Here is a 21,445-nt window from a genome sequence, read left to right on the forward strand (position 1 = left end):
CAACTTGAGTGGTAGGTAATACACACCACGCTTCGATGGTGTATGCGCCCGGAGGGCTCCGTGAAACGGGCTCGAAGGAAGCGTCCGTTCTTTGAGAACTCAACAGCGTGACGAGGTCACCGCCTCCTCAGTAAAGGCGGTCAGCGCGGCTCAGGGCCGCGCACACCCGATGGCCGCAAGGCCGATCAAGACGACTACGGCGCGCGGCCCCGGTGCTGTCACACCGGGGCCGCTGTTTGGGCCGTTCCACCTGAGAGGAGCACGACCCATGAAGCACATCGTCACTGTTCAAGCGGTTGTTACCGCCACCGAGTTGGACCGCGAGCCGACCGCCGCGGAGCTGGAGGCGATCGAGCGCGAGATGCCCGTCATCACGGCGGAAGTCGAGCTGCTGGACGCGCAGATCACGACGCTGGACCGTCCGGCGTCCGAGCTGGACGAGCGGCGGATCCGGCGGGCCCGCCGCAAGGTGCTTGCAGCCCGCCGGGAGCTCGCCAACCAGGCTGCCACGACGAGCGTGCCGGGGGTGGGGGCATGACGCCGATCACCCACACCGAACGGGCGCTGTTACTGCTGGCGCGGCTGCGGGTCGGTCTGGCGATCGCGGGTGTGGCCTGGCTGTTGGGCTACTCCCCGTCGATCTGCGGCCGGATCACGGTCGGCGTACTGGTCGTTGGCGTTCTCCTGCTGGACGCGGCGGCGGCCACCGTCCGCGAGCCGGTCACGGTCACCATCGGTCGACGCCCGCACGGGGGTGCCCGATGAACCGGAAAGGCAAGATCCTCCTCATCGCAGCGCTGATCGCGGTGGTCGGCATGGCCTTCCGGGTTTCCTGGAACGCGCTGCACGACGTGGCCAAGGCGGTAGGTGCCGACGCTGACGCGGCGACGCTGTACCCGTTCGTGGTCGACGGCCTGATGGCCCTGGCGCTGGTCGCCACCCTCGTACTCACGGAGCGAACCGCCAGGCGCTTCGCGCTGCGGGTGCTGGCTGGATACACGGTCGCGTCGCTGGTGCTGAACTACGTGCACGGCCTGGTGCCGGAGCTGCACGGTGCGTCGGTCGACTGGAGCCGACTGGCCGACTGGGACCCGGCGAACTACGCGCTGGTGCTGCTGGCCACGTCGCTTCCGGTCGGGTCGATCTACTTCGGCTCGGACCTGGTGGCGAAGGTCCTGCACCACCGACCCGGCACCACCACAGATGCTAAGAAATCGACTCAGGTCGATGGAAATCGGTCTACCCCTGATCTGGGGGAGTCGACTTCCGAGCCCCCGGCTGCGGTTGCCCCGCCCGCTCGTGAGCGCGTTCTGGAGGGTCTTGGGCTGCCGACCGAGCCGATTCCTGTAGTTGCGCACACACCGCGTCGGCCGACTGGTCGGGTACCGCAAGCGGCCCGCACGCCTCGACCGACCCGCACCCCCGAGCAGCTGCTCGCCGAGGCCCGGAAGGTAACGGCCGACTGGACGGACGGGCAGTTGACGGCGGAGGGCATCCGCAAGGCGGTGCGTACGTCGGCGGACAAGGCTCGTGGGCTGCGCGACACTCTGCGGGCTGAGCGCCGGGGCGGCACGGATGCGGCGGCTGCCTGATGTCCCCGGCGTTCGGCAAGTGCTTCGACCCGTCCGGGGCCCGGTTCGGGATACCGACCTATCCGTGGCGCTACGCCCCCGAAGGGCTGGCGACGCGACGGCAGTTACGGGCCCGTGGGCTGCGGCCCGGCGGGCAGGCCATCGCCGCGCAGGTGATGCGGCAAAACCGCCGCCGTGGCGGTGTGCAAGTCGCCTTCATGTACCGCCTCGATGCGGCCCGCCCGGTACGGCCCATGACCCCGGGCAAGCGCGCGGCGCTCGCCAAGGCGATGCTCGCGCGCCGCACCTGCCCCTCCTGCCGGACCGATGCCGGGTACTGCATCCCCGCCTCGCTCGGCATGTGCGTGACCTGCGCCTACCCCGAAGAACAGCGCACCGCCTGACCACCCCAACGCATTGAGGAGATCCACCGTGACCACCGCCACCGCGACCACGGCCTTCCACTACGTCATGACCGTGCAGACGGCCGATGGGACGCAGGGCACCTTCAGCGCCACCGTCGACCTCGACACCAGCCGCCCCGGTGCCACCCGCCACGACATCTACCAGCAGGTGCGGGCCTACGCGGCCCAGCAGATGGGGGCGGACCGGGTGACGGTCCTGCTCTTCACCATCGCGCCGAACCAGCTCTGACCTCGCACCACCACCCCACCACTTCGGGGCCCGGACGCCTGCCGGCCAAAGCGCCGTCCGGGCCCCTTCTCACTCCCAGAACAGGAGCAGTCCCATCGTGACCGAGCACGCTGCACGCTCCAACTCCACCCCCAACGTGGTGGACCTGAACGACTACCGCACCACCGGGCCCCGGATCATCGAGGGCACGGTCCTGGACAAGACCGACCCCTACCCCGACTTCACCTCGTTCGCCGACTTCGACGACGACCCGGCGGCCGACGCACCCCTGATCCCCGCCTGGATCCGCTCCAAGGCAGGGCGTCGGGCCCGTCTGCGGTACGTCCGCCGTCTGTCCGTGCGGGCTGCGCGACGCAACGTGCGCCGTCAGATGACGACGCATGGCACGCTGCCCCGGGCGTTCCGGGGTGCGCGGCGTACGCATGAGTGGGTGCGCGGTACGGAAGGCATCCGCGTCACGACAGCGGCCGACCGTGCGCACCACAAGGCCAAGCTCGCTCGCACGGCGGAGCGCAAGGCTAGGTGGACGCTGATGGATCGCGACATCGCCGCGAAGAAGGCCGACAAGGCCAAGGACGAGGCGGACCTTGCAGCGCTGGAGCACGCCAAGCTGAGGAAGGCCTCCCGTCGGGCAACGGCTCTTCGCGGCCTTGCCGCGTACGGGCCCATTGCCGCGCTGGAGACCGGTGGCTACGTCCTTGAGCGGGGTCTGGGCATGGCCGTGGCGACCCTGCTCACGGTGTCCGTGGCCGCGTGGCGCGGGCGCCGGTTGAATGAGGATGAGGCTGCGTTCTACGACGACCCGGACCGCTCGATCCTGGACCCGGGTATGACGCCGCGGGCGTTCGGCCGGATGCTGCGCGACGCCCTCGAAGAGGACCTGGGCGTGAAGGTCACCGACCTGCACGTCATCGCCCACGCCTGGGGCTTTGAGGCGAAAGTGCAGCTCAACAAGGCCAAGCCCGCCGACGTCACGGCCAAGCTCGATGACCTCGAAGCCGCCCTCATCGCCCGACCGGGCTCGCTGCTGTTGCAGCAGTCCGCCAAGGCACGCCCGCTGTTCACGCTGCGGGCTCTGGGTGAGAACCCGTGGGAGGGGCAGCAGCCCATCCCTTACCGCGCGCCCAAGTCGGTGTCCTGCCACGACAAGGCCGACCTGGGAGTGGAGCTGTCGCAGCGTCCGCTGCTGATGAACTTCCTGCGCACGAACGCGGTGTTCGTCGGCGGGCCCGGATCGGGCAAGTCCAACGCACTGCTCTCGGTCGCGGAGTATCTGACCGCGTGCCGTGACGCGGTGGTGTGGGACATCGACCTGGGCTCCGCCGGGGCCGGACTCGACCCCATCAGCGACGGCATCGCACGGCGGGCGACGAACAAGGCTGCTGCCCAGCAGATACTTGAGGACGCGCTCGCGATCTCCATCACCCGCCCCAAGCTGTTCAAGTCCCTGGGCATGGGCCGGAACTGGGAGCCGTCCGAGTCGCATCCCGCGATCTACCTCATCATCGATGAGTACCCGGCTCTGGTCGCGGCCGGTCTGTGGCCGCTGGTCGCGGAGATCATCCGGACCGGGCGTAAGAGCGCGGTGAACCTGGTCATGGCCGCGCAGGGCGCGACCAAGTCTTTCCTCGGCTCGGCCGACCCGGGCGCGGTACAGAACCGGGTAGCGCTGCCGTGCCGGCCGCAGGACGTGACGCAGCTCTTCGACGGCGGCGCGATCGGCGAAGGATGGGCGGCGCACAAGCTGCGACCGGCGGAGGGCAAGACCCTCAACGACGTGTCCGTAGCCTACGTACGCGGCGGCGACCACATCGAACCCGTGCCCAAGCGGTTCAACTACCTCGATGACGACAGCTTCGAGGCCCGCGGTGCCGAACGGAAGACGGCCGGTCTGGTCGCCGTCGACAGCGACTCGCTGACCATCGCCGCCGTGGACCTGGACGCCGAACTGCCCACCGGGGCAGACGCGTTCGAGAAGCGCATCCACGTGGTTGAGGACATCGAGGATGCCGAGAGCGCGGTGGAGCTGCCGGCAGTGCTGGCGGCCTCCATCGAGGTCCTGCAAGACAGCGGCGAGACCGCGCTGACCCCCGGCGATCTGCTGGCCGCGCTTAAGTCCCGTGACGCGGCAGCGTTCGGGGACCTCAACCCGATCACGTTGGGGCGCGGTCTCTCCAGCCTCAACGCGGGGGCCCGGCCGTGGGGCAACGCCCGGGGCGTCTACCTCTCCGACCTCCTCACCGCCGCTGCCACCTACCGGCGCGAGGCGGCGCAGAGCGCCTGAACCATCCGTCGGAGCATCCGTCCGCGCCGACAGATGAACCGTCGGAGCACCGACGGATCCGACACATCCTGCGACGGATCGAAAACCATCCCTGAGCTGCACAGACGATCCGTCCGACGGATCCGACAGATGCCGCACGCCACACCCCCTCCAACGCACGGAAACCCCCTCAGCGGGCCCCTCACGCCATGCGTCGGCACGGGGGCCCGCCTCACAGAAGGAGGCACCGCCATGACCCACCACGACCCGCCCGAGAGGTTAGCCCCGCACATACCCGCCGACATCTACCGCCAGGCCGAACGCGAAGGCCGCCCCATCATCGTCGTCGTCCAGGCCGCCCCGGCCGCCCGGACCGCGCACACCTACCTGGTCCCGCTCGGCCTCGGACTCGCCACCGCCATCGGAGTCGCGGGCACCGTCGCCGCAATCCTCGCGCTCTTCGAGTTCGCCATCCACACAGCAACCCTCATCGCCGGAGCCGCCGGACCCATCGGAATCGGCGGCCTCACCTTCAAGCTCACCCGCCCCAAGCAATGACGCCCGGGGCGGCCCCCACTCACGCCAATGACTTGGGGCCGCCCCGGCATCCAGCACTCTTCACAGAACTGGAGACAACCAGCATGACCCAACCGACCCCCATCCGGCGAGCAGCGCTGGAACTCGCCGCCTTAGGGCTGCCCGTGCTGCCCTTGCGGCGAGGCAAGGTGCCATTCGGCAACTGCCGCACCTGCGCCGACGGTGCCTGCGGCGGGCGCCCGAACATGAAGAGCGCGGGCACCTGCCAGTGCCCCACCGTCTGCCATGGATGGGCCGCAGCCACCACAAACCCCCGCGTCATCACCTCCCCCGCTTGGGCCCGGGCATGGCATGACGCTGTGGGCCTGGCCTGGCATCCGGGCGGGGCAGGACTGACCGTCGTCGACCTCGACCACGCCGAAGCCGTCACATGGGCGCGCGAGACCCTGCCCGCCACCCGCACTGTGCCGACGACGCGAGGGCAGCACCGGATCTACCGAGGCGCCATGCGCTCCGTGAACGCCGTCCGTGACGGCGTCGACATCAAGTCCACGATGGCCTACGCCCGGTGGCTCGGTCCCGGCACCGGCACCATGACGGCGTTGCCGACGGTCGTGCGCGCGCTGGCCGTGAAGGAACCCTCCACCGTCCGGCCAGCGCTGCATGCCATCACTGTGCCCGCACGGGCCGGGAACGGGGAGTGCCGCCATCGCACGCCCGCCTACCTGGACCGTGGCATCGCCATGGCCGAGCAGCGCATCACAGAGGCCCGTGACGCTGTCCACACCACCGTCTACCGGACCTTCCTCGCCGTGCTGTCTGCCCACGGCCGGTGCGGCTGCCTCACCGACGCCCACATCACCAGGCTGTTCACCGCCGCGCAGACCAAGGGCGAATCCCCCCGGCACTGCACCGACGCGTGGACCAACGCCCGTACCAGGTTGGGACTGTAGCCATGTCCGACGACGAGAAGACTCCCGCACGCGAGGTCATCGCCGACTACGCGCAACAGCACTTCCGGTACTTCCGCACCGCTGATGGGACGGTGTTCGCGCAGAAGAACGGCCACCCCGTGGCCCGTCCGATCCGCTCTCAGGGCACCTCGGGCAGCCACCGGCAGGAACTCATGGTCGGCCTCTTCCACGACGGGCACGGCGTGTTCAACGGGACCGCGCTCAAAGAGGCGCTGGACCTCATCGAAGCACTGGCGATGAGCCAGGACGTGCAGCCCGTCCACATCCGCGTCGCGCCGGGATTCGACGGCGCGACGTGGCTCGACCTGGGCCGCAACGACGGACAGTCCATCCGTATCCACCCCACCGCCTGGGACATCGTCACCCCCGACCCGCGCGAGGTGTGCTGGCGACGCACGCAGCTCACCGACGAACTCCCCCTGCCCGCCAAGGACACCGACGGCAAGGGCATCGACCTCCTGCTACGGCTGTGCAACTTCGCAGGCGCGGAGACCGAATGCCTGGCCGTCGCCTGGCTCATCGGCTGCCTCGGGCCGTCCGTTCCCGTACCCGCTCCCTTCCTCACCGGCCCCCAGGGTGCGGGCAAGTCCACCGGAGGACGGATGCTCGTCAGGATCATCGAAGGCATGAGCGGCGACCTGCGCCGTGCCCCGAAGGACGAAGAGAACCTGATCGCGGCTGTGGCAGCCGGATGGGTCACCGCACTGGACAACCTCTCCCACCTGGCCCCGGACCTGTCCGACCTCATGTGCTGCATCGTCACCGGCGCCGAGACCATCAAACGCGCCCTGTACACCGACGGCGACGTGGTCCGCGCCCGCTACCGCCGCCCCCTGCTCCTGACCGGCATCGACGTGGGCGTCATCCGGCCCGACCTCGCCGAACGCCTCCTCCCGCTCCGCCTGGAACGCCCCCGAGTGAGGCGGACCGAGGCCGAACTGTGGGCGGAATTCGAAGAGGTCCTGCCCGTCGTCCTCGGGTCCCTCCTCGACCTCACCGTCAAAGTCCGCGCAGCCGAGGCCGACATCCCCACCGATCTGCGCATGGCCGACTTCGCCCACCTGTGCGCACAGCTCGACGCGGCGACCGGCCTCGGAGCGCTCAACGCCTACCGGATCAGCCTGGACGACCTCAACGACGACGTCATCGAAGGCGACCTCCTCGCACAGACCGTGCTGAAGCACGCCGCCGACCTCGAACCGGGCGCGGAGTCGCGGATGGCCTCCGCCGAATGGCTCCACTGCCTCACCCGCCTCTACACCGGCGACGACTTCCGACCCCTGCCCAAGGGCTGGCCCACCACGGGCAAAGTCCTCTCCGACCGCCTCAAGCGTCTCCAGCCGACCCTCGCCGCCCGTGGCGTCCTCATCGACTGGGGCCGCACCAAAACGGCCCGCTACATCGAGATGACCCGACCCCCGGCCCCGGAGCAGGAGCCGATGCTCTGACCTGCGACGCCACGGCCGCCCTGTACAAGCAAGAGGAGCACCGCGGCCCGGACGTGCTCCTCTTGCTGTTCGGCGGCAACGCCGCCGCCCGATGGTCGCGCCGCGAAGCGGCTCCTTCTTCACGCCGTGAGGCGCAGCGCACCACAACAGACACCCCCTTCTCTTGTCCGAAGAAAAGGGACGCTGCGTCACCTGCGTCACCCAAGGACGGAAAACGGCCCGTGACCTGCCGCTACAGCGGTGACGCAGGACGGCCGTGGCTGCGTCACCCCGCGTCACCCGCGTCACCGATGACAGAGACCACGCGCGCCGGTGACACACCCCCGGGACCTCTGCGTCACTCAAAACCGCAGGTCAGCCGCGCAAATGACGCAGATGACGCGGTGACGCAGAATCCCGCACCTCGGACAGGCGCGAACTCCTGAGAAGCCCCCGAAGCCGACAGCAATGTGACTCAACTTCCGAGGAGCCCATGAGCCGAACCCGGCCCGCTCAACCCGACCCCCGCGCCACCCTCCGAGGCGGCCTACCCGACCGGTACCTCACCCCCGACGACATCGCCGAAATCTTCGACGTGCCCAAAGAGACCGTCTACCAGTGGCGCAAGAAGCGCACAGGCCCGCCCGGATTCCGCATCGGCAGACACCTGCGCTACGACCCCGGCGACGTCCACGCCTACGTCACCGAACGCCGCAAGACCGACGCCAGCGCCGCCTGACAAACCAGCACCCTCCATCCCCCAGGGAGGGCCGCCACCGGGCGGCCCTCCCTTCGTCGTCCCCGGAAGGGAAACCGCCTCATGGCAGGCCACATCCAAGACCGCTGGTACAAAACCGAACCTGGCCCTACCGGCAAAGTCGTACGGGTCAAGACCGAACGCCACGGCACCGGCATGCGCTACCGCGCTCGCTACATCGGCCCCGAAGGCACCGAGAAGAGCAAGTCCTTTCCCGACCGGCAGAAGCGCCTCGCAGAACAGTGGCTAGCCCACATCGAAGCCGACATGTCACGCGGGCAGTACATCGACCCTCGTGCCAGCCGGACCACATTCCGGGAGTACGCCGAGAGGTGGCTCAGGTCGCAGACAACTGACCTGAGCACGCGGACAACGGTGGAGGTGCAACTCCGCCGGCATGCGTTCCCGTACATCGGTTCTCGCCCGCTGGAATCGTTTCTGCCCGCCCACATCCGCGACTGGGTAAGCGAGCTGGAGCACGACCTCCCGGCGTCTTCGTACCGACGCGTCATCTTCGGCAGTGTCTCGGCTGTCCTGAGCGCAGCCGTCGATGACGCATTGCTCGCCAAGAATCCGTGCCGCGCCCGGTCGGTGCGCGCTCCGAAAGCTTCACCGCCGCGAGTGCAGCCGTGGTCTGCTGAGCGCATCTTCAGGCTGCGGGCCGCACTGCCGGAGCGGTATCGAGCGGTGATCGACCTGGGAGCCGGCTGCGGTCTGCGTCAAGGGGAAATCTTCGGCTTGCCGGCGGACGCAGTCAGCTACGCGTCTGGGTGGCTTCACATCGGCTGTCAGGTGAAGGTCGTCAACGGGCACCTGGTGTTCGCCCTGCCAAAGCGCGCCAAGGAGCGGGACGTGCCGCTGCCACCGCGAGTGGGGCACGCGCTCAAGGCTCACCAGGAGGCGTTTCCGCCAACGGAGGTCACGCTGCCCTGGGAGCGGCCGGACGGTCCACTCGTCACGAAAGCGCTGCTGTTTTCACTCGTGGGTGGAGGTGCCGTCCGACGAACAGACTTCAATACACGCGTATGGAAGCCCGCGCTCGTGGCGGCCTGCGTCATCCCGCAGCCGGCGAAGGGCAAGCGGCACGCGTCAGCGCGCGAGCACGGCATGCACGCACTTCGGCACTTCTACGCCTCGGTCTTGCTGGACGCAGGCGAGAACATCAAGGCTCTCAGCTCGTACCTCGGTCATACGGACCCGGGCTTCACCCTCCGGACCTACACGCACCTGATGCCGAGCAGCGAGGGGCGTACGCGGCAGGCCGTGGACAGCATGTATGAGCTCAGTAGTGGTCACTCCCGGCCCGCATCCTAGGATCCGGTTTCCAGGGCTGATGTCAGAGTCGGGAGCAGCAGGGTGTTTCCCTAAACGCTCCCGCCTCTTGAGCCACAGCCCTATCATGACGCGTATGTCTGATCGCCCAATTCCCTCTCCCAGTAGCGATGACGTCATCAGCGCTCTAGAGCGCACCGGGTTCCTACTTGAACAGCGCGTAGCACGCAAGGTCAGAGAGTTTGGCTTCTCAGTGACTACAGGGAGAGCATTCGAGGACCCCCAGGAGGGTAAGTCGCGAGAGGTTGACGTATTCGCGATAAGGAGGGTTTTCGGCGACTCGAACCTGGACGTGCAAGTGACCGCGCAAATAATCATTGAGTGCAAACAGTCGACTGGCCCCTACGTGATTCTTGGAAGGTCACCCAATCAAGGCGAGAAATCAGCTCCCCCACACTCACACACCATGCCAGTAAAGGTTGTTGGATGGTACGGCATAAAAGACGGGAGACCCACCTACTATTCTGGTCTTCCGACATGGAACTGGCTGGAGTTTAATGATCTTCCGCACAGCCCTAATCGTGACGAAAAGAAGGGGATTCAGCTAGTACGGCTTCACCTGAATGGCAAGAGGTGGCAGGCAGATAATGCCTCGATATTCGAATCCCTAACTCTTCCACTCATGAAGGCGGTGGAGGCTTTTAGGCCGCCGCGAGACAAACAAAAGCCGCCTTCTTATGCCCACCTGAACCTATGCTTCCCCGTTGTAGTTACCAGTGGCGAGCTATATTACGTGGACGGTGAGGAGAATACTCCAACGGCAGAGCCAGCGGATTGGGTGGCGCTCGATAGAGACATCAAAATGCAGTCCATGACAGGTCTCTTCAATATGGATGTAGTTACCTTCTCTGCACTAGATCGCTACCTCCGCGACCGAGTACTCTCCTTCTGCGAGGAGGTGGGCAGAGAAGTGGCCAAAGACCCCGCGAGACTGAGGATGGATACGATCGAGCCGCCCCCTGGGCACCCCTGAGACAACAGACGGTGCGACGCAACACGGCCCAGAGACGGCCCATGACCGCTGAGACGGCTCCGGGCCGATGGCGCGCCGCCACCGGCTCGGAGCCGTTGTCATGCCAGGTAAGGGCTCTGACCTGCGCCTACAGCACCGGCAGGTTCTTCCTCAGCTCGAAGGCCGTGACCTCGCTGCGGTACTCCTCCCACTCCTGCTTCTTGTTGCGCAGGAAGAAGTCGAAGACATGCTCGCCCAGCGTCTCGGCCACCAGCTCGCTGCGCTCCATCAGCGCGATCGCCTCACCGAGGTTCTGCGGCAGCGGCTCGATCCCCATCGCCCGGCGTTCGGCGTCCGAGAGCGCCCACACGTCGTCGTCCGCGCCGGCCGGGAGTTCGTAGCCCTCCTCGATGCCCTTCAGGCCCGCCGCCAGCAGCACCGCGTACGTCAGATACGGGTTGGCGCCGGAGTCGATCGAGCGGACCTCGACGCGCGCGGAGCCCGTCTTGCCCGGCTTGTACATCGGGACGCGGATCAGCGCCGAGCGGTTGTTGTGGCCCCAGCAGATGTACGACGGGGCCTCGCCGCCCGCGCCCGCGCTGCGGGCCGAGCCGCCCCAGATGCGCTTGTAGGAGTTGACCCACTGGTTCGTCACGGCCGAGATCTCCGCGGCGTGGGTGAGCAGGCCCGCGATGAAGGAGCGGCCGACCTTGGAGAGCTGGTACTCCGCGCCCGACTCGTAGAAGGCGTTCCGGTCGCCCTCGAAGAGGGAGAGGTGGGTGTGCATCCCGGAGCCGGGGTGCTCGCTGAAGGGCTTCGGCATGAATGTCGCCTGGACACCCTGCTCCAGCGCGACCTGCTTCATCACCAGGCGGAACGTCATGATGTTGTCGGCCGTGGAGAGCGCGTCCGCGTACCGCAGGTCGATCTCCTGCTGGCCCGGCGCGCCCTCGTGGTGGCTGAACTCCACCGAGATGCCCATCGATTCGAGCATGGTGATCGCCTGCCGGCGGAAGTCCATGCCGACGTTCTGCGGGGTGTGATCGAAGTAGCCGGAGTTGTCCGCGGGGGTGGGGCGTGTGCCGTCCAGCGGCTTGTCCTTCAGCAGGAAGAACTCGATCTCGGGGTGGGTGTAGAAGGTGAAGCCCAGGTCCGAGGTCTTGGCCAGGATGCGCTTGAGGACGAAGCGCGGGTCGGCGAAGGACGGGGAGCCGTCGGGCATGAGGATGTCGCAGAACATCCGGGCCGTGCCGGGGGCCTCGGCGCGCCACGGCAGGATCTGGAAGGTGCTCGGATCCGGCTTGGCGATCATGTCGGATTCGTAGACTCGTGCGAAGCCCTCGATCGCGGAGCCGTCGAAGCCGATCCCCTCGTCGAAGGCCTGCTCCAGCTCGGCGGGAGCCACCGCGACCGACTTCAGAAAGCCGAGCACATCGGTGAACCACAGGCGCACGAAGCGGATGTCGCGCTCCTCGAGCGTACGGAGCACAAACTCCTGCTGCTTATCCATTTCCACCCATCCTTGCTGGTCAAGCCGCCTGCTCCGTACGAGCATGCCACCCACGCGTTTCAGGCGCGTTGCGTACCCCGTCCAATGGCCGCTGTACCGGCTGAGCCCATTGTGGGTCAGGACGTGCCCTGAGACGACCCTGAGGGTCCGCCGATAGCTTGCTTACGGGCGTTTCCCAGCGATTACCGGCCCCCGTATGAGGTGCCGGGCGCGCCCGCACACTACGATCTGCGGCCATGGGGGGTTCGCGGCTCAACCACATCGCGCGCACCGCGCGTCCCATGGCGCTGCTCAGTGCCGTGGCGACGCTCCTCGGCGCGCTCTTCATCTGTACGAGCCCGGCCGCGACCCCCTCCGGCCCGCACCACACACGCGCGATCTCCGCGAAATCCGCGATCTCCGCCTCGGACGTCGAGACCGCGTACACCTGCCCGTACGACAGGGGCGCCTGCGGGCTGCTGCCGCTGGTCAGGCCCGCCGTGCTCACCGCGCCGCCGCTGGACGCCCCGCTCGATGCGGGGGCGCAGCCCCCGCACCTCGGTCCCCCGCCGCCCGCCTCCCGGCTGCCCCGCTCGGAAGCGCTGCCGCGCGCCCCGGGCCTTCACGTTCTTCAAGTGCTGCGGACGTAGCAGGCCCCGCCTCCCCCCAGCCCCTTGATCGCCGCAGACTTCACGAAGGACGACACCACCATGGCTTCCCGCAACAACGACCGCCGGGCCCGAATAGAGCAGATGCGCCGCGCCGAACAGGCCCGCGAGCGCCGCGGCCGCATCATCACGATCGCCGTCAGCGGTGTCGTCGTGGCCGGTCTCGTCGGCTTCGGCGTCTTCGTACTCAACAAGGAGTCGGAAAAGAAGGAGCAGAAGGTCGCCGAGGCCAAGGCTCCCGTCACCGGTGAGAAGACCTGGGACGCGAAGAAGCTCGGCCGCAAACACGTCGACAAGGCGGTCAGCTACCCGATGAAGCCGCCGGTCGGAGGCGACCACAACCAGGTGTGGATGAACTGCAACGGCGACGTCTACAAGGAGCCGGTCCCCGACATGAACGCCGTGCACTCGCTCGAGCACGGCGCGGTCTGGGTGACCTACAACGACAAGGCTCCGGCCACAGACGTGACCAAGCTGAGCGAGAAGGTGAAGAAGACGACCTACTCGCTGATGAGCCCGGTCAAGGAGCAGGCCGGCGCGATCATGCTGAGTGCCTGGGGCAAGCAGCTCACCGTCGACAGCGCGGACGACCCGCGCGTGAGCCAGTTCTTCACCAAGTACGTGCAGGGCGCGCAGACGCCGGAGCCGGGTGCGGCGTGCACGGGCGGGCTGGGCGCTCAGTGACCCGTCCGCCCCGTACGCACTGGGCGGCGATCACGGCGGTCGTGCTCGCCCTGCTCTTCGCGGGGGCCGCCACGGTGGCCTCCGCGGGCGGCGGCGAAGACGCCAAGTCCCGTACTCCGACGCCGACGGCGGCTTCGGCGGACGCGGGCTTCGCGCGCGACATGGCGGTCCATCATCAGCAGGCGGTGGAGATGTCCTTCATCGTGCGGGACCGTACGCAGGACGACGAGGTGCGACGGCTCGCGTACGACATCGCCAACACCCAGGCCAACCAGCGCGGCATGATGCTGGGCTGGCTTGATCTGTGGGGTCTGCCCAAGGTCTCCGCGGACAGCGAGCCGATGGCCTGGATGCAGAAGGACGAGCACGGCGCGCACTCCGGACACAGCGCCGGGCATCAGGCCAAGGACGGCTCGCTGATGCCGGGCATGGCGACCAATGCGGATCTGGCGCGGCTCGGAAAGGCCAGTGACAAGCAGGCCGAGATCGAGTATCTCCAGCTGATGATCAGCCACCACAACGGCGGGATCACCATGGCCGAGGGCTGTGTGAAGCTCTGCACCGTCGATACGGAGCGGAGTCTCGCCCAGGGGATGGTGGACGCCCAGCACTCGGAGGTCGACCTGATGGTCGACCTGCTGCGCAAGCGGGGCGCTGAAGCCCGCACCTGAGCACCTGAGCACCAGAGCACCTGAGGTCCTCGCCTGATCTCGTATCAGGCGTCCGCCCCGGTCGGCCGCCAGCTGATCCGGGGCGGACGGACGGCCGCGCAGAGCGGCATGCCCTGCCCGTCCGTCAGCCCGAGCCAGGTTTCGACCGCGCCGCCGGACAGGGCTTCGTCGGGCAGGTCGGCGAGGAAGAGCTTGGCCCGCCGGAACATCGCGAACTCACCGCCCGGCGGCAGCTCGCCCCAGGTCAGATAGACGAAGCGCTCACCCCGCCGCCCCTGGACGTACGGGCCGCGGAAGTCGGCGGTGCCGTCGGACGCGGTGACCGTCTCGACGGGGATCTCGAAGACCGCCTCGGCCGCGTCGGCCGGCACCAGCTGGTCGGGCTCCCTGCCGCGCTGCGTACCTACGTGAATGTGGCGGTATTCGCCGCACGCGCTGCCGGGCAGCTCGCGGCCGGTGATCCTCAGGGTCAGCAGTGCCATGCCCAAGGCTCCTTCCACGTCTTCGGGCCGTGTTCGGGTCGGCCCCGCGTCGGCCCCCCGTCGTCCTCGCCTCGTCCTCGCCTCGCAGCGGTCGCGTACTCCGAACGGCCCAACGACAATGGGTGCGCTGGGGGGCATACCGGACGCAGGAGGTAGGACCCATGACCACCGCCAAAGACATCATGCACCCCGGGGCTCAGTGGATCCCCGCGCACGAGACCCTCGACCGTGCGGCGCAGCTGATGCGCGAACTGAATGTGGGTGCGCTGCCCATAGCCGACGCCGACGAACGACTCTGCGGCATACTCACCGATCGCGACATCGTGGTCGGCTGTGTGGCCCTTGGACACGACCCCGCACAGATCACCGCGGGCGAAATGGCCAAGGGCACGCCGCGCTGGATCGAGGCGGGCGCCGACGTGGACTCGGTGCTGAACGAGATGGAGGGCCACCAGATCCGCCGGCTCCCGGTGATCGAGAACAAGCGGCTGGTAGGCATGATCAGCGAGGCCGATCTGGCCCAGCATCTGAGCGACGAGCAGATCGCCGAGTGGGTCGAGCGGGTCTACGCCCACCGCTGAGGAGTACCGGAGCCTGCCCGGACCTCTCGTAGGGCTTGCCCGTCACCGCCGGCCCCTGGCAGGTCGAGAATCGCCCGGGCCACCGCGTCCGGGCGGTCCAGCATCATCAGATGCCCCGCCGGTGCGACCGCCTCGAAGCGGGCGCCGAGCTGCCGGGCCAGTGCGCGCTGCCGCTCGATCCAGCGTTCTCCGCCGGCTGCCGCGGCGAGCACCGCGACCGGGGTGTCCGGCAGAGCGTGGTGCTCGCGCAGGGCGAGGAGTTCGGCGGCGACCGCGAGGTAGTGGGTGTTCTCCAGGAGCGCACCCTGCAGCACCCGGGACGTGGCGTAGCAGCGGCGTACGAGGGCGGCGGGGGCCGGGTCACCGCCGGCGGTGCGGGAGAGGCGGACCACGGCGCGACGGGTGAGGGGCCCGAGGGCGGCGGGCGCGCCCACGGCGGACAGGGCGGCACCGACACCGCGTGCCACCGCCGTGCGGACCGCGGGCGCGGCGGGCACGCGCGCGTGCTCCTCGACGCTGGAGTCGACGAGCACGACAGCAGCGGTACGGGCGGGGTGCAGACGGGCGAAGGCCTCCGCGTGGAACCCGGCGATCGAGTGCCCGACGACGACGGCGGGTCCGTCCAGGCCGAGCGCGTCCAGTACGCCCGCGATGCGGTGGCCCTCCCCGGCTGCGGACGGCGGCACGGCCGCCGGGCCACTCAGCCCGTGGCCCGGGCGGTCGAAGCGGACGACGGTGAGGTGTGGGGCGAGCAGCGGCACCACGGGGTCCCAGTCGAACCAGCTCATCGCGAGCCCGGCGCTCAGTACGCAGACCGGGCCGCTGCCTTCGACGACCACATGGTGCGGTACGCCTCCCACTCGTACAAAGGTCACCCGTCGCTCCTTCGCCCCCTCCCGCGCCAGGGACAGCGCGAGCACCGACGGTCAGCCTGCCACGAAGAGCACTTGGAGCCGTTGCCCGGCCCCCCAGTGACCAGGTGCCGCCGGGGGCGGCGCGGACACTTCCGCACATTGTGGGCTCATAAGGGCGGGTCGCCTGTTGACGTATACCGGGTGGGGGTAGGCTGCGGATCATGGTCATCGGTCGGCGTGCGCGGTTCGGACAGCTGCTGCTGTTCGTGGCGCTGCTGTTCGGGATCGCCACGATGCACACGGTGGGCCCCCCGGTGCCGGGTCACGGTGGCGGTGCGCAGGAGCACGGTGCGCAGGAGCACATAGTGCCGTCCTCGGCGGTGGAGCACACCGTCTCGTCCTCGGCGGTGGACATGACGCCCCCTGGGGGCGACCACGCCGCCGGTCCCGTGGGCCTGCCGAACACCGGACCGGAGTTGCCGGGCATAGGCACGGACCCGATGACCCTGTACCTCGCCGTGCTGGACACCGTCACCCTCGTCCTGCTGACCGCGGGGCTGCTGCGGACCGACCCCGTCGCTCTGCTCGCGGCCTGGCACGCCCGGATACTCCGCGCGCTCTGGCCCAACCCGCTTCCCCGCAAGACCCTCCTCGCCAGGCTGTCGGTGCTGCGGATCTAGAAGTGCGCCCGGCTGCCTGGGAACCTCCCCGCTCCGAGCGGTGTACCAGAAGCAGCAGACGCGCCCATCTGCCACGCATCACCACACACCACGAGGTGCATTCAGCCATGCGCGCTCACCACACGCGCCGCGCCGTGCTCGGCGCAGCAATCGCCGCCGCAGGTACGGGAGTTCTGGCCGGCTGCTCCGACTCGTCGGGCACCGGCCACGGATCGATGAACCACGGGGGCAGCACTCCGACGGCGACTCCGCAGGACTATGTCGCCCCCGACACCCCGGAGGGCTATGTCGCCCCCGACGGCCCGGAGGTCCTCGGGTACGAGGAGGCGCGAGGCTCCGGCCCTGTCCGCAGCTTCAAGCTGACCGCCACGGCCACCCCGCTGGAGCTCGGCGGCGGCCGGACGGTCAAATCGTGGGCGTACGGAGACCGGCTGCCGGGCCAGGAGGTACGACTCACGGCCGGTGACACCCTCTCGCTCACCCTCGCCAACAACCTGCCGCAGGAGACCTCGCTGCACTGTCACGGCATCTCCATGCGCAATGACATGGACGGGGTGCCGGGTGTGACGCAGCAGCCGATCCGCCCGGGCGCGGAGTTCACGTACCGCTTCGTGGCCGCCCACCCCGGCACGTACTGGTTCCATCCGCACTCGGGTGTGCAGCTGGACCGCGGTATGTACGCCCCGCTGATCGTGGAGGACCCGAAGGAGCCGCTGTCGTACGACAAGGAGTGGGTCATCCTCCTGGACGACTGGGTGGACGGGGTCGACGGCTCCACGCCGGACTCGGTGCTCGCTGAACTCCGCAAAGGCATGGACCACGGCTCCGGGCACCACGGCCACGGGAGTGGCACACCGTCCGGGTCGGCAACGGCGACGGCATCGGGATCGCCGTCGCCGGAGTCCCGCCCGTCCGGCCCGCCCCGGCTGCTGAGAGGCACCAAGAGCAATCTGCTCGGCGGTGAGGCGGGCGATGTCGCCTACCCGCACTACCTGATCAACGGGCGTACGCCGGACGACCCTTCACAGTTCATCGCCAAGCCCGGCGACCGCATCCGGCTGCGCATCATCAACGCCGGGGGTGAGACGGCCTTCCGGGTGGCGCTCGGCGGCCACCGGCTGACGGTCACCCACACCGACGGCTTCCCCGTCCTCCCCACCGAGACCGATGCCCTGCTCGTGGCCATGGGCGAGCGGTACGACGTGCTGGTCACCGCCGAGGACGGGGTCTTTCCGCTCACCGCGCTCGCCGAGGGCAAGAAGGCCTCGTCGATGGCCGTCCTGCGCACCGGCGGAGGGGAGCTCCCCGCGCCGTCCGTGCGTCCGGCGGAGCTGGACCGCAAAGTGCTGAAGTCGGCCGCCCGCCTCAAACCCGACGAGTCCGTGGCCTTCTCCCGGCGCAGGCCGGACCGCATCATGCGGATCAAGCTGACCGGTGGGATGGAGCGGTACGACTGGGCCTTCGACGAGGAGCCCTACTCCCCGGACCGCCTCTATTCGATTCGCGACGGCGAGCGGGTCCGCATGGTGTTCATCAACGCCACGGATATGTGGCATCCCATCCATCTGCACGGCCACACCTTCGCCCTGGCGGGCATCAACGGGTCCGGCGCCCGCAAGGACACGGCGGCGGTGCTGCCGCACCGGAAAGTGACCGTGGACTTCGACGCGGACAATCCGGGCCTGTGGATGCTGCACTGCCACAACATCTACCACTCGGAGTCCGGGATGATGACGACCGTCGCCTACCGCGCGTAGACCCTGGGGCGTGGGGCGCACCACACCTCCCCGCCAGGACATCGCGTCAGACAGACGATTACACTGGGCCGCGTGCCTCAACTACGCCTCGCTCTGAATCAGATCGACTCGACCGTCGGCGATCTCTCCGGCAACGCCGAGGCGATCGTGCACTGGACCCGGCACTCCGCCGAGCAGGGGGCGCATCTCGTCGCCTTCCCCGAGATGGTGCTGACCGGCTACCCCGTGGAGGACCTGGCCCTGCGGTCGTCCTTCGTGGACGCGTCCCGGGCCGCCCTGCGCGCCCTCGCCGTTCGGCTGGACGACGAAGGGTTCGGCGAGCTGCCGGTCATCGTCGGCTACCTCGACCGTTCCGAGCGGGCCCAGCCCCGCTACGGCCAGCCGGCCGGCGCGCCGCAGAACGCAGCCGCCGTGCTGCACCGCGGCGAGGTGGTGCTGAGCTTCGCCAAGCACCATCTGCCCAACTACGGCGTCTTCGACGAGTTCCGCTACTTCGTGCCGGGCGACACCATGCCGGTGATCCGCGTGCACGGCGTCGACGTGGCGCTGGCGATCTGCGAGGACCTCTGGCAGGACGGCGGCCGCGTCCCGGCCACCCGGTCCGCCGGGGCCGGGCTGCTCATCTCCATCAATGCCTCGCCGTACGAGCGCGAGAAGGACGACACCCGCCTGGACCTGGTGCGCAAGCGCGCCCAGGAGGCCGGCTGCACCACCGCGTACCTCGCGATGATCGGCGGACAGGACGAGCTCGTCTTCGACGGCGACTCGATCGTCGTCGACTCCGCCGGTGAAGTCGTCGCGCGCGCCCCGCAGTTCGCGGAGGGCAGCGTCGTCCTGGACCTGGAGCTGCCCGCGGCTTCCGCCGAGCCGCCGACCGGAGTGGTCGACGACGGGCTGCGCATCGAGCGCGTCGTCATCTCCGAGGAGCCGCTGCCCGCGTACGACGCCGAGCTGTCCGGCGGCTACGCCGACCGGCTCGACGACGACGAGGAGGTCTACTCCGCGCTGGTCGTGGGCCTGCGCGCGTACGCCGCCAAGAACGGCTTCCGTTCGGTGCTGATCGGGCTGTCCGGCGGCATCGACTCCGCGCTCGTCGCCGCGATCGCCTGCGACGCGCTGGGCGCGCAGAACGTGTACGGCGTCTCCATGCCGTCGAAGTACTCGTCCGACCACTCCAAGGGCGACGCGGCCGAGCTGGCCCGGCGTACCGGGCTCAACTTCCGTACCGTGCCGATCGAGCCGATGTTCGACGCGTACATGAGCTCGCTCGGCCTGACCGGTCTCGCCGAGGAGAACCTCCAGTCGCGGCTGCGCGGCACCACGCTGATGGCGCTCTCCAACCAGGAGGGCCACATCGTGCTCGCGCCGGGCAACAAGTCCGAGCTGGCGGTGGGCTATTCGACGCTGTACGGCGACTCCGTCGGCGCGTACGGGCCGATCAAGGACGTCTACAAGACGACGGTCTTCCGGCTTGCGCAGTGGCGCAACCGCGCCGCCGAGGAGCGCGGCCAGACCCCGCCGATCCCGGAGGCGTCCATCACCAAGCCGCCGAGCGCGGAGCTTCGCCCCGGCCAGGTCGACACCGACTCGCTGCCGGACTACGACGTACTGGACCGGATCCTGGAGCTGTACGTCGACCAGGACCGGGGCAAGGACGCGATCGTCGCGGCCGGCTTCGACGAGGAGCTGGTGGCGAAGACGCTGCGGATGGTGGACACGGCGGAGTACAAGCGGCGCCAGTACCCGCCGGGCACCAAGATTTCGGCGAAGGGCTTCGGCAAGGACCGGCGGCTGCCGATCACGAACCGCTGGCGGGAGACGACGACGCACTGACCTGCTGCTCCGCGGTACGGGGGCTTCCTGCGGCGATCACGCGGGATGCCCCCGTTTCCGTACGGTCCAGCAGGCCCGCCGTCACCGCGATCGCCAGACCGGCGGCCGCCAGGACCGCGCCGACCAGGGCCGGGGAGCTCCAGCCCCAGCCGGCCGCGATGGCCGCGCCGCCGAGCCAGGCGCCGCCCGCGTTGGCGAGGTTGAAGGCCGAGTGGTTGGAGGCGGAGGCCAGCGTCGGGGCGTCCTGCGCCTTCTTCATGACCAGCATCTGGAGCGGTGTGGTGGTCATGAAGCCGACCGCGCCGAGCACCACGACCGTCACCAGGGCCGCCCACTGGATGTGCACGGTGAACCGGAAGGCCACCAGCACCAACGCAAGCGCGGCCAGCGAGCCGTACAGCGTGGGGCGCAACGCCCGGTCGGTCAGCGGGCCGGCAGCCAGCGCGCCGAGCGTCATGCCGATGCCGAAGAGGGCGAGGACCAGGGTCACGGAGGATTCGCCGAAGCCCATCACCTCGGTCGTCATGGAGGCGAGGTAGGAGTACACCGCGAAGACGCCGGCGAAGCCGAACACCGCGGTGAGCAGGCCGAGTAGCACCTGCCGGTTGCCGAGTGCGCGCAACTCGCGGCCCACGCTCTGGTGCGCGTCGACGGGTACGTACGGAACGAGCCGGGCGAGCGCGGCCATCGCGACCAGGCCGATCACCGTGACGACGAGGAAGGTGGCGCGCCAGCCGAGGTGCTGGCCGAGGAGCGTGGCGGCCGGTACACCGACGATGTTGGCGACCGTGAGGCCGAGGAACATCGTGGCCACCGCGCGCGCCTGCCGCCCGTCCGCGACCAGCCGCGCCGCGACGACCGCGCCGACGCCGAAGAAGGCGCCGTGCGGCAGCCCGGCGAGCACGCGGCCCGCGATCAGCCAGCCGAAGCCGGGGGCGAGGGCGGATGCCAGGTTGCCGACCGTGAACAGCGCCATCAGCAGCAGGAGCATCCGCTTGCGCGGGACGCGGGAGCCGAGGGCGGTGAGCAGCGGGGCGCCGATGACGACGCCGATCGCGTACGCCGATACGAGGTGGCCGGCCGTGGGGACGGAGGTGTTCAGGTCGTCAGCGACATTGGGCAGCAGGCCCATCATCACGAACTCGGTGGTGCCGATGCCGAAGGCGGATACGGCGAGCGCGAGCAGCGCGAGGGGCATGGAGGTGCCTTTCCGAAGTTAGTTCTCCTTCGAAACAAATGCTCGCACGCGGATTGTTCCCACGAATGAACGGGTGGTTGC

The 21,445-nt window shown here is 69.0% G+C and carries 23 protein-coding genes; 19 read left to right on the top strand and 4 right to left on the bottom strand.

What is annotated here, in order from left to right; translation table 11 throughout:
* Window positions 1-268: 268 nt before the first annotated feature.
* From ACZ3H8_RS13380 to ACZ3H8_RS13435, 12 genes are all read left to right on the top strand, one after another.
* Window positions 269-538, top strand: a complete 270-nt coding sequence (locus tag ACZ3H8_RS13380) for a DUF6284 family protein (RefSeq protein WP_467401022.1) — start codon at window positions 269-271, stop codon at window positions 536-538.
* Window positions 535-765: a hypothetical protein gene (locus ACZ3H8_RS13385; protein ID WP_467401025.1), complete on the top strand. Its 231-nt coding sequence runs from the start codon at window positions 535-537 to the stop codon at window positions 763-765. Before ACZ3H8_RS13380 ends, ACZ3H8_RS13385 begins: the two co-directional genes overlap by 4 nt.
* The gene (locus ACZ3H8_RS13390) at window positions 762-1,592 is read left to right on the top strand and encodes a DUF2637 domain-containing protein (RefSeq protein WP_467401027.1); all 831 of its coding nucleotides are present in this window, start codon (window positions 762-764) and stop codon (window positions 1,590-1,592) included. The genes ACZ3H8_RS13385 and ACZ3H8_RS13390 overlap by 4 nt, the downstream gene beginning before the upstream one ends.
* A complete protein-coding gene (locus ACZ3H8_RS13395; protein WP_467401028.1) occupies window positions 1,592-1,975 on the top strand; it encodes an RRQRL motif-containing zinc-binding protein in 384 nt (127 codons plus the stop codon). Before ACZ3H8_RS13390 ends, ACZ3H8_RS13395 begins: the two co-directional genes overlap by 1 nt.
* Window positions 1,976-2,003: 28 nt before the next feature.
* Window positions 2,004-2,225 (top strand): hypothetical protein, encoded by a 222-nt coding sequence (locus ACZ3H8_RS13400; protein WP_467401030.1) that lies wholly within the window; start codon window positions 2,004-2,006, stop codon window positions 2,223-2,225.
* Window positions 2,226-2,322: 97 nt separating this feature from the next.
* Window positions 2,323-4,509, top strand: coding sequence for a hypothetical protein (locus ACZ3H8_RS13405; protein WP_467401032.1), 2,187 nt, complete (start codon window positions 2,323-2,325; stop codon window positions 4,507-4,509).
* A gap of 231 nt (window positions 4,510-4,740) precedes the next feature.
* Window positions 4,741-5,046 carry a hypothetical protein gene (locus tag ACZ3H8_RS13410; RefSeq protein WP_467401034.1) on the top strand — a complete coding sequence of 102 codons (306 nt, stop codon included), beginning with the start codon at window positions 4,741-4,743 and terminating at the stop codon, window positions 5,044-5,046.
* An 83-nt stretch (window positions 5,047-5,129) separates the two neighbouring features.
* Window positions 5,130-5,978: a bifunctional DNA primase/polymerase gene (locus ACZ3H8_RS13415; RefSeq protein ID WP_467401035.1), complete on the top strand. Its 849-nt coding sequence runs from the start codon at window positions 5,130-5,132 to the stop codon at window positions 5,976-5,978.
* 2 nt (window positions 5,979-5,980) lie between these two features.
* Window positions 5,981-7,447 carry an ATP-binding protein gene (locus ACZ3H8_RS13420; protein ID WP_467401038.1) on the top strand — a complete coding sequence of 489 codons (1,467 nt, stop codon included), beginning with the start codon at window positions 5,981-5,983 and terminating at the stop codon, window positions 7,445-7,447.
* 472 nt (window positions 7,448-7,919) lie between these two features.
* Window positions 7,920-8,165 (top strand): helix-turn-helix domain-containing protein, encoded by a 246-nt coding sequence (locus ACZ3H8_RS13425; RefSeq protein ID WP_467401040.1) that lies wholly within the window; start codon window positions 7,920-7,922, stop codon window positions 8,163-8,165.
* 81 nt (window positions 8,166-8,246) lie between these two features.
* On the top strand, window positions 8,247-9,497 hold the full coding sequence (locus ACZ3H8_RS13430) for a tyrosine-type recombinase/integrase (protein WP_467401041.1): 1,251 nt from the start codon (window positions 8,247-8,249) through the stop codon (window positions 9,495-9,497).
* A 94-nt stretch (window positions 9,498-9,591) separates the two neighbouring features.
* On the top strand, window positions 9,592-10,488 hold the full coding sequence (locus ACZ3H8_RS13435) for a hypothetical protein (protein WP_467401044.1): 897 nt from the start codon (window positions 9,592-9,594) through the stop codon (window positions 10,486-10,488).
* 127 nt (window positions 10,489-10,615) lie between these two features.
* Here ACZ3H8_RS13435 and ACZ3H8_RS13440 read toward each other — a convergent pair whose 3' ends face one another.
* Window positions 10,616-11,977, bottom strand: a complete 1,362-nt coding sequence (locus tag ACZ3H8_RS13440; RefSeq protein WP_467401046.1) for a glutamine synthetase family protein — start codon at window positions 11,975-11,977, stop codon at window positions 10,616-10,618.
* A gap of 236 nt (window positions 11,978-12,213) precedes the next feature.
* Between ACZ3H8_RS13440 and ACZ3H8_RS13445 the strand changes: the two genes are divergently transcribed.
* The 3 genes from ACZ3H8_RS13445 to ACZ3H8_RS13455 are packed head-to-tail and all read left to right on the top strand — an operon-like array spanning window position 12,214 to window position 13,979.
* Entirely contained in the window at window positions 12,214-12,606 is a 393-nt protein-coding gene (locus tag ACZ3H8_RS13445) for a hypothetical protein (protein WP_467401049.1), read from the top strand.
* 60 nt (window positions 12,607-12,666) lie between these two features.
* Window positions 12,667-13,308, top strand: coding sequence for a DUF3105 domain-containing protein (locus ACZ3H8_RS13450; protein ID WP_467401051.1), 642 nt, complete (start codon window positions 12,667-12,669; stop codon window positions 13,306-13,308).
* A complete protein-coding gene (locus ACZ3H8_RS13455) occupies window positions 13,305-13,979 on the top strand; it encodes a DUF305 domain-containing protein (RefSeq protein WP_467401053.1) in 675 nt (224 codons plus the stop codon). The genes ACZ3H8_RS13450 and ACZ3H8_RS13455 overlap by 4 nt, the downstream gene beginning before the upstream one ends.
* Before the next feature lie 44 nt (window positions 13,980-14,023).
* Here the strand turns inward: ACZ3H8_RS13455 and ACZ3H8_RS13460 are convergent, their stop codons facing one another.
* Entirely contained in the window at window positions 14,024-14,461 is a 438-nt protein-coding gene (locus ACZ3H8_RS13460; RefSeq protein ID WP_467401056.1) for a DUF5990 family protein, read from the bottom strand.
* A 161-nt stretch (window positions 14,462-14,622) separates the two neighbouring features.
* Between ACZ3H8_RS13460 and ACZ3H8_RS13465 the strand changes: the two genes are divergently transcribed.
* Window positions 14,623-15,042 (top strand): CBS domain-containing protein, encoded by a 420-nt coding sequence (locus tag ACZ3H8_RS13465; protein WP_467401058.1) that lies wholly within the window; start codon window positions 14,623-14,625, stop codon window positions 15,040-15,042.
* Here the strand turns inward: ACZ3H8_RS13465 and ACZ3H8_RS13470 are convergent.
* Complete coding sequence (locus ACZ3H8_RS13470; protein ID WP_467401060.1) at window positions 15,027-15,917, bottom strand: alpha/beta fold hydrolase; 891 nt, start codon at window positions 15,915-15,917, stop codon at window positions 15,027-15,029. The two genes, ACZ3H8_RS13465 and ACZ3H8_RS13470, sit on opposite strands and share 16 nt — an antisense overlap.
* A gap of 200 nt (window positions 15,918-16,117) precedes the next feature.
* Between ACZ3H8_RS13470 and ACZ3H8_RS13475 the strand changes: the two genes are divergently transcribed.
* The 3 genes from ACZ3H8_RS13475 (at window position 16,118) to ACZ3H8_RS13485 (ending at window position 20,166) form a co-directional block, all read left to right on the top strand.
* A complete protein-coding gene (locus tag ACZ3H8_RS13475; protein ID WP_467401063.1) occupies window positions 16,118-16,576 on the top strand; it encodes a hypothetical protein in 459 nt (152 codons plus the stop codon).
* A gap of 107 nt (window positions 16,577-16,683) precedes the next feature.
* Window positions 16,684-18,333 carry a multicopper oxidase family protein gene (locus ACZ3H8_RS13480; RefSeq protein WP_467401064.1) on the top strand — a complete coding sequence of 550 codons (1,650 nt, stop codon included), beginning with the start codon at window positions 16,684-16,686 and terminating at the stop codon, window positions 18,331-18,333.
* A 72-nt stretch (window positions 18,334-18,405) separates the two neighbouring features.
* A complete protein-coding gene (locus ACZ3H8_RS13485; protein ID WP_467401066.1) occupies window positions 18,406-20,166 on the top strand; it encodes an NAD+ synthase in 1,761 nt (586 codons plus the stop codon).
* Here ACZ3H8_RS13485 and ACZ3H8_RS13490 read toward each other — a convergent pair.
* On the bottom strand, window positions 20,132-21,364 hold the full coding sequence (locus tag ACZ3H8_RS13490; protein WP_467401069.1) for an MFS transporter: 1,233 nt from the start codon (window positions 21,362-21,364) through the stop codon (window positions 20,132-20,134). The genes ACZ3H8_RS13485 and ACZ3H8_RS13490 overlap by 35 nt on opposite strands.
* Between the last annotated feature and the right edge of the window lie 81 nt (window positions 21,365-21,445).

Source organism: Streptomyces sp. NPDC002868, from assembly GCF_055563295.1.

Coding starts and splice junctions, on each gene's coding strand:
- ACZ3H8_RS13380 (WP_467401022.1), top strand. CDS start 269: ATGAAGCACATCGTCACTGTTCAAGCGGTTGTTACCGCCACCGAGTTG.
- ACZ3H8_RS13385 (WP_467401025.1), top strand. CDS start 535: ATGACGCCGATCACCCACACCGAACGGGCGCTGTTACTGCTGGCGCGG.
- ACZ3H8_RS13390 (WP_467401027.1), top strand. CDS start 762: ATGAACCGGAAAGGCAAGATCCTCCTCATCGCAGCGCTGATCGCGGTG.
- ACZ3H8_RS13395 (WP_467401028.1), top strand. CDS start 1,592: ATGTCCCCGGCGTTCGGCAAGTGCTTCGACCCGTCCGGGGCCCGGTTC.
- ACZ3H8_RS13410 (WP_467401034.1), top strand. CDS start 4,741: ATGACCCACCACGACCCGCCCGAGAGGTTAGCCCCGCACATACCCGCC.
- ACZ3H8_RS13415 (WP_467401035.1), top strand. CDS start 5,130: ATGACCCAACCGACCCCCATCCGGCGAGCAGCGCTGGAACTCGCCGCC.
- ACZ3H8_RS13420 (WP_467401038.1), top strand. CDS start 5,981: ATGTCCGACGACGAGAAGACTCCCGCACGCGAGGTCATCGCCGACTAC.
- ACZ3H8_RS13425 (WP_467401040.1), top strand. CDS start 7,920: ATGAGCCGAACCCGGCCCGCTCAACCCGACCCCCGCGCCACCCTCCGA.
- ACZ3H8_RS13430 (WP_467401041.1), top strand. CDS start 8,247: ATGGCAGGCCACATCCAAGACCGCTGGTACAAAACCGAACCTGGCCCT.
- ACZ3H8_RS13435 (WP_467401044.1), top strand. CDS start 9,592: ATGTCTGATCGCCCAATTCCCTCTCCCAGTAGCGATGACGTCATCAGC.
- ACZ3H8_RS13440 (WP_467401046.1), bottom strand. CDS start 11,977: ATGGATAAGCAGCAGGAGTTTGTGCTCCGTACGCTCGAGGAGCGCGAC.
- ACZ3H8_RS13445 (WP_467401049.1), top strand. CDS start 12,214: ATGGGGGGTTCGCGGCTCAACCACATCGCGCGCACCGCGCGTCCCATG.
- ACZ3H8_RS13450 (WP_467401051.1), top strand. CDS start 12,667: ATGGCTTCCCGCAACAACGACCGCCGGGCCCGAATAGAGCAGATGCGC.
- ACZ3H8_RS13460 (WP_467401056.1), bottom strand. CDS start 14,461: ATGGCACTGCTGACCCTGAGGATCACCGGCCGCGAGCTGCCCGGCAGC.
- ACZ3H8_RS13465 (WP_467401058.1), top strand. CDS start 14,623: ATGACCACCGCCAAAGACATCATGCACCCCGGGGCTCAGTGGATCCCC.
- ACZ3H8_RS13475 (WP_467401063.1), top strand. CDS start 16,118: ATGGTCATCGGTCGGCGTGCGCGGTTCGGACAGCTGCTGCTGTTCGTG.
- ACZ3H8_RS13480 (WP_467401064.1), top strand. CDS start 16,684: ATGCGCGCTCACCACACGCGCCGCGCCGTGCTCGGCGCAGCAATCGCC.
- ACZ3H8_RS13490 (WP_467401069.1), bottom strand. CDS start 21,364: ATGCCCCTCGCGCTGCTCGCGCTCGCCGTATCCGCCTTCGGCATCGGC.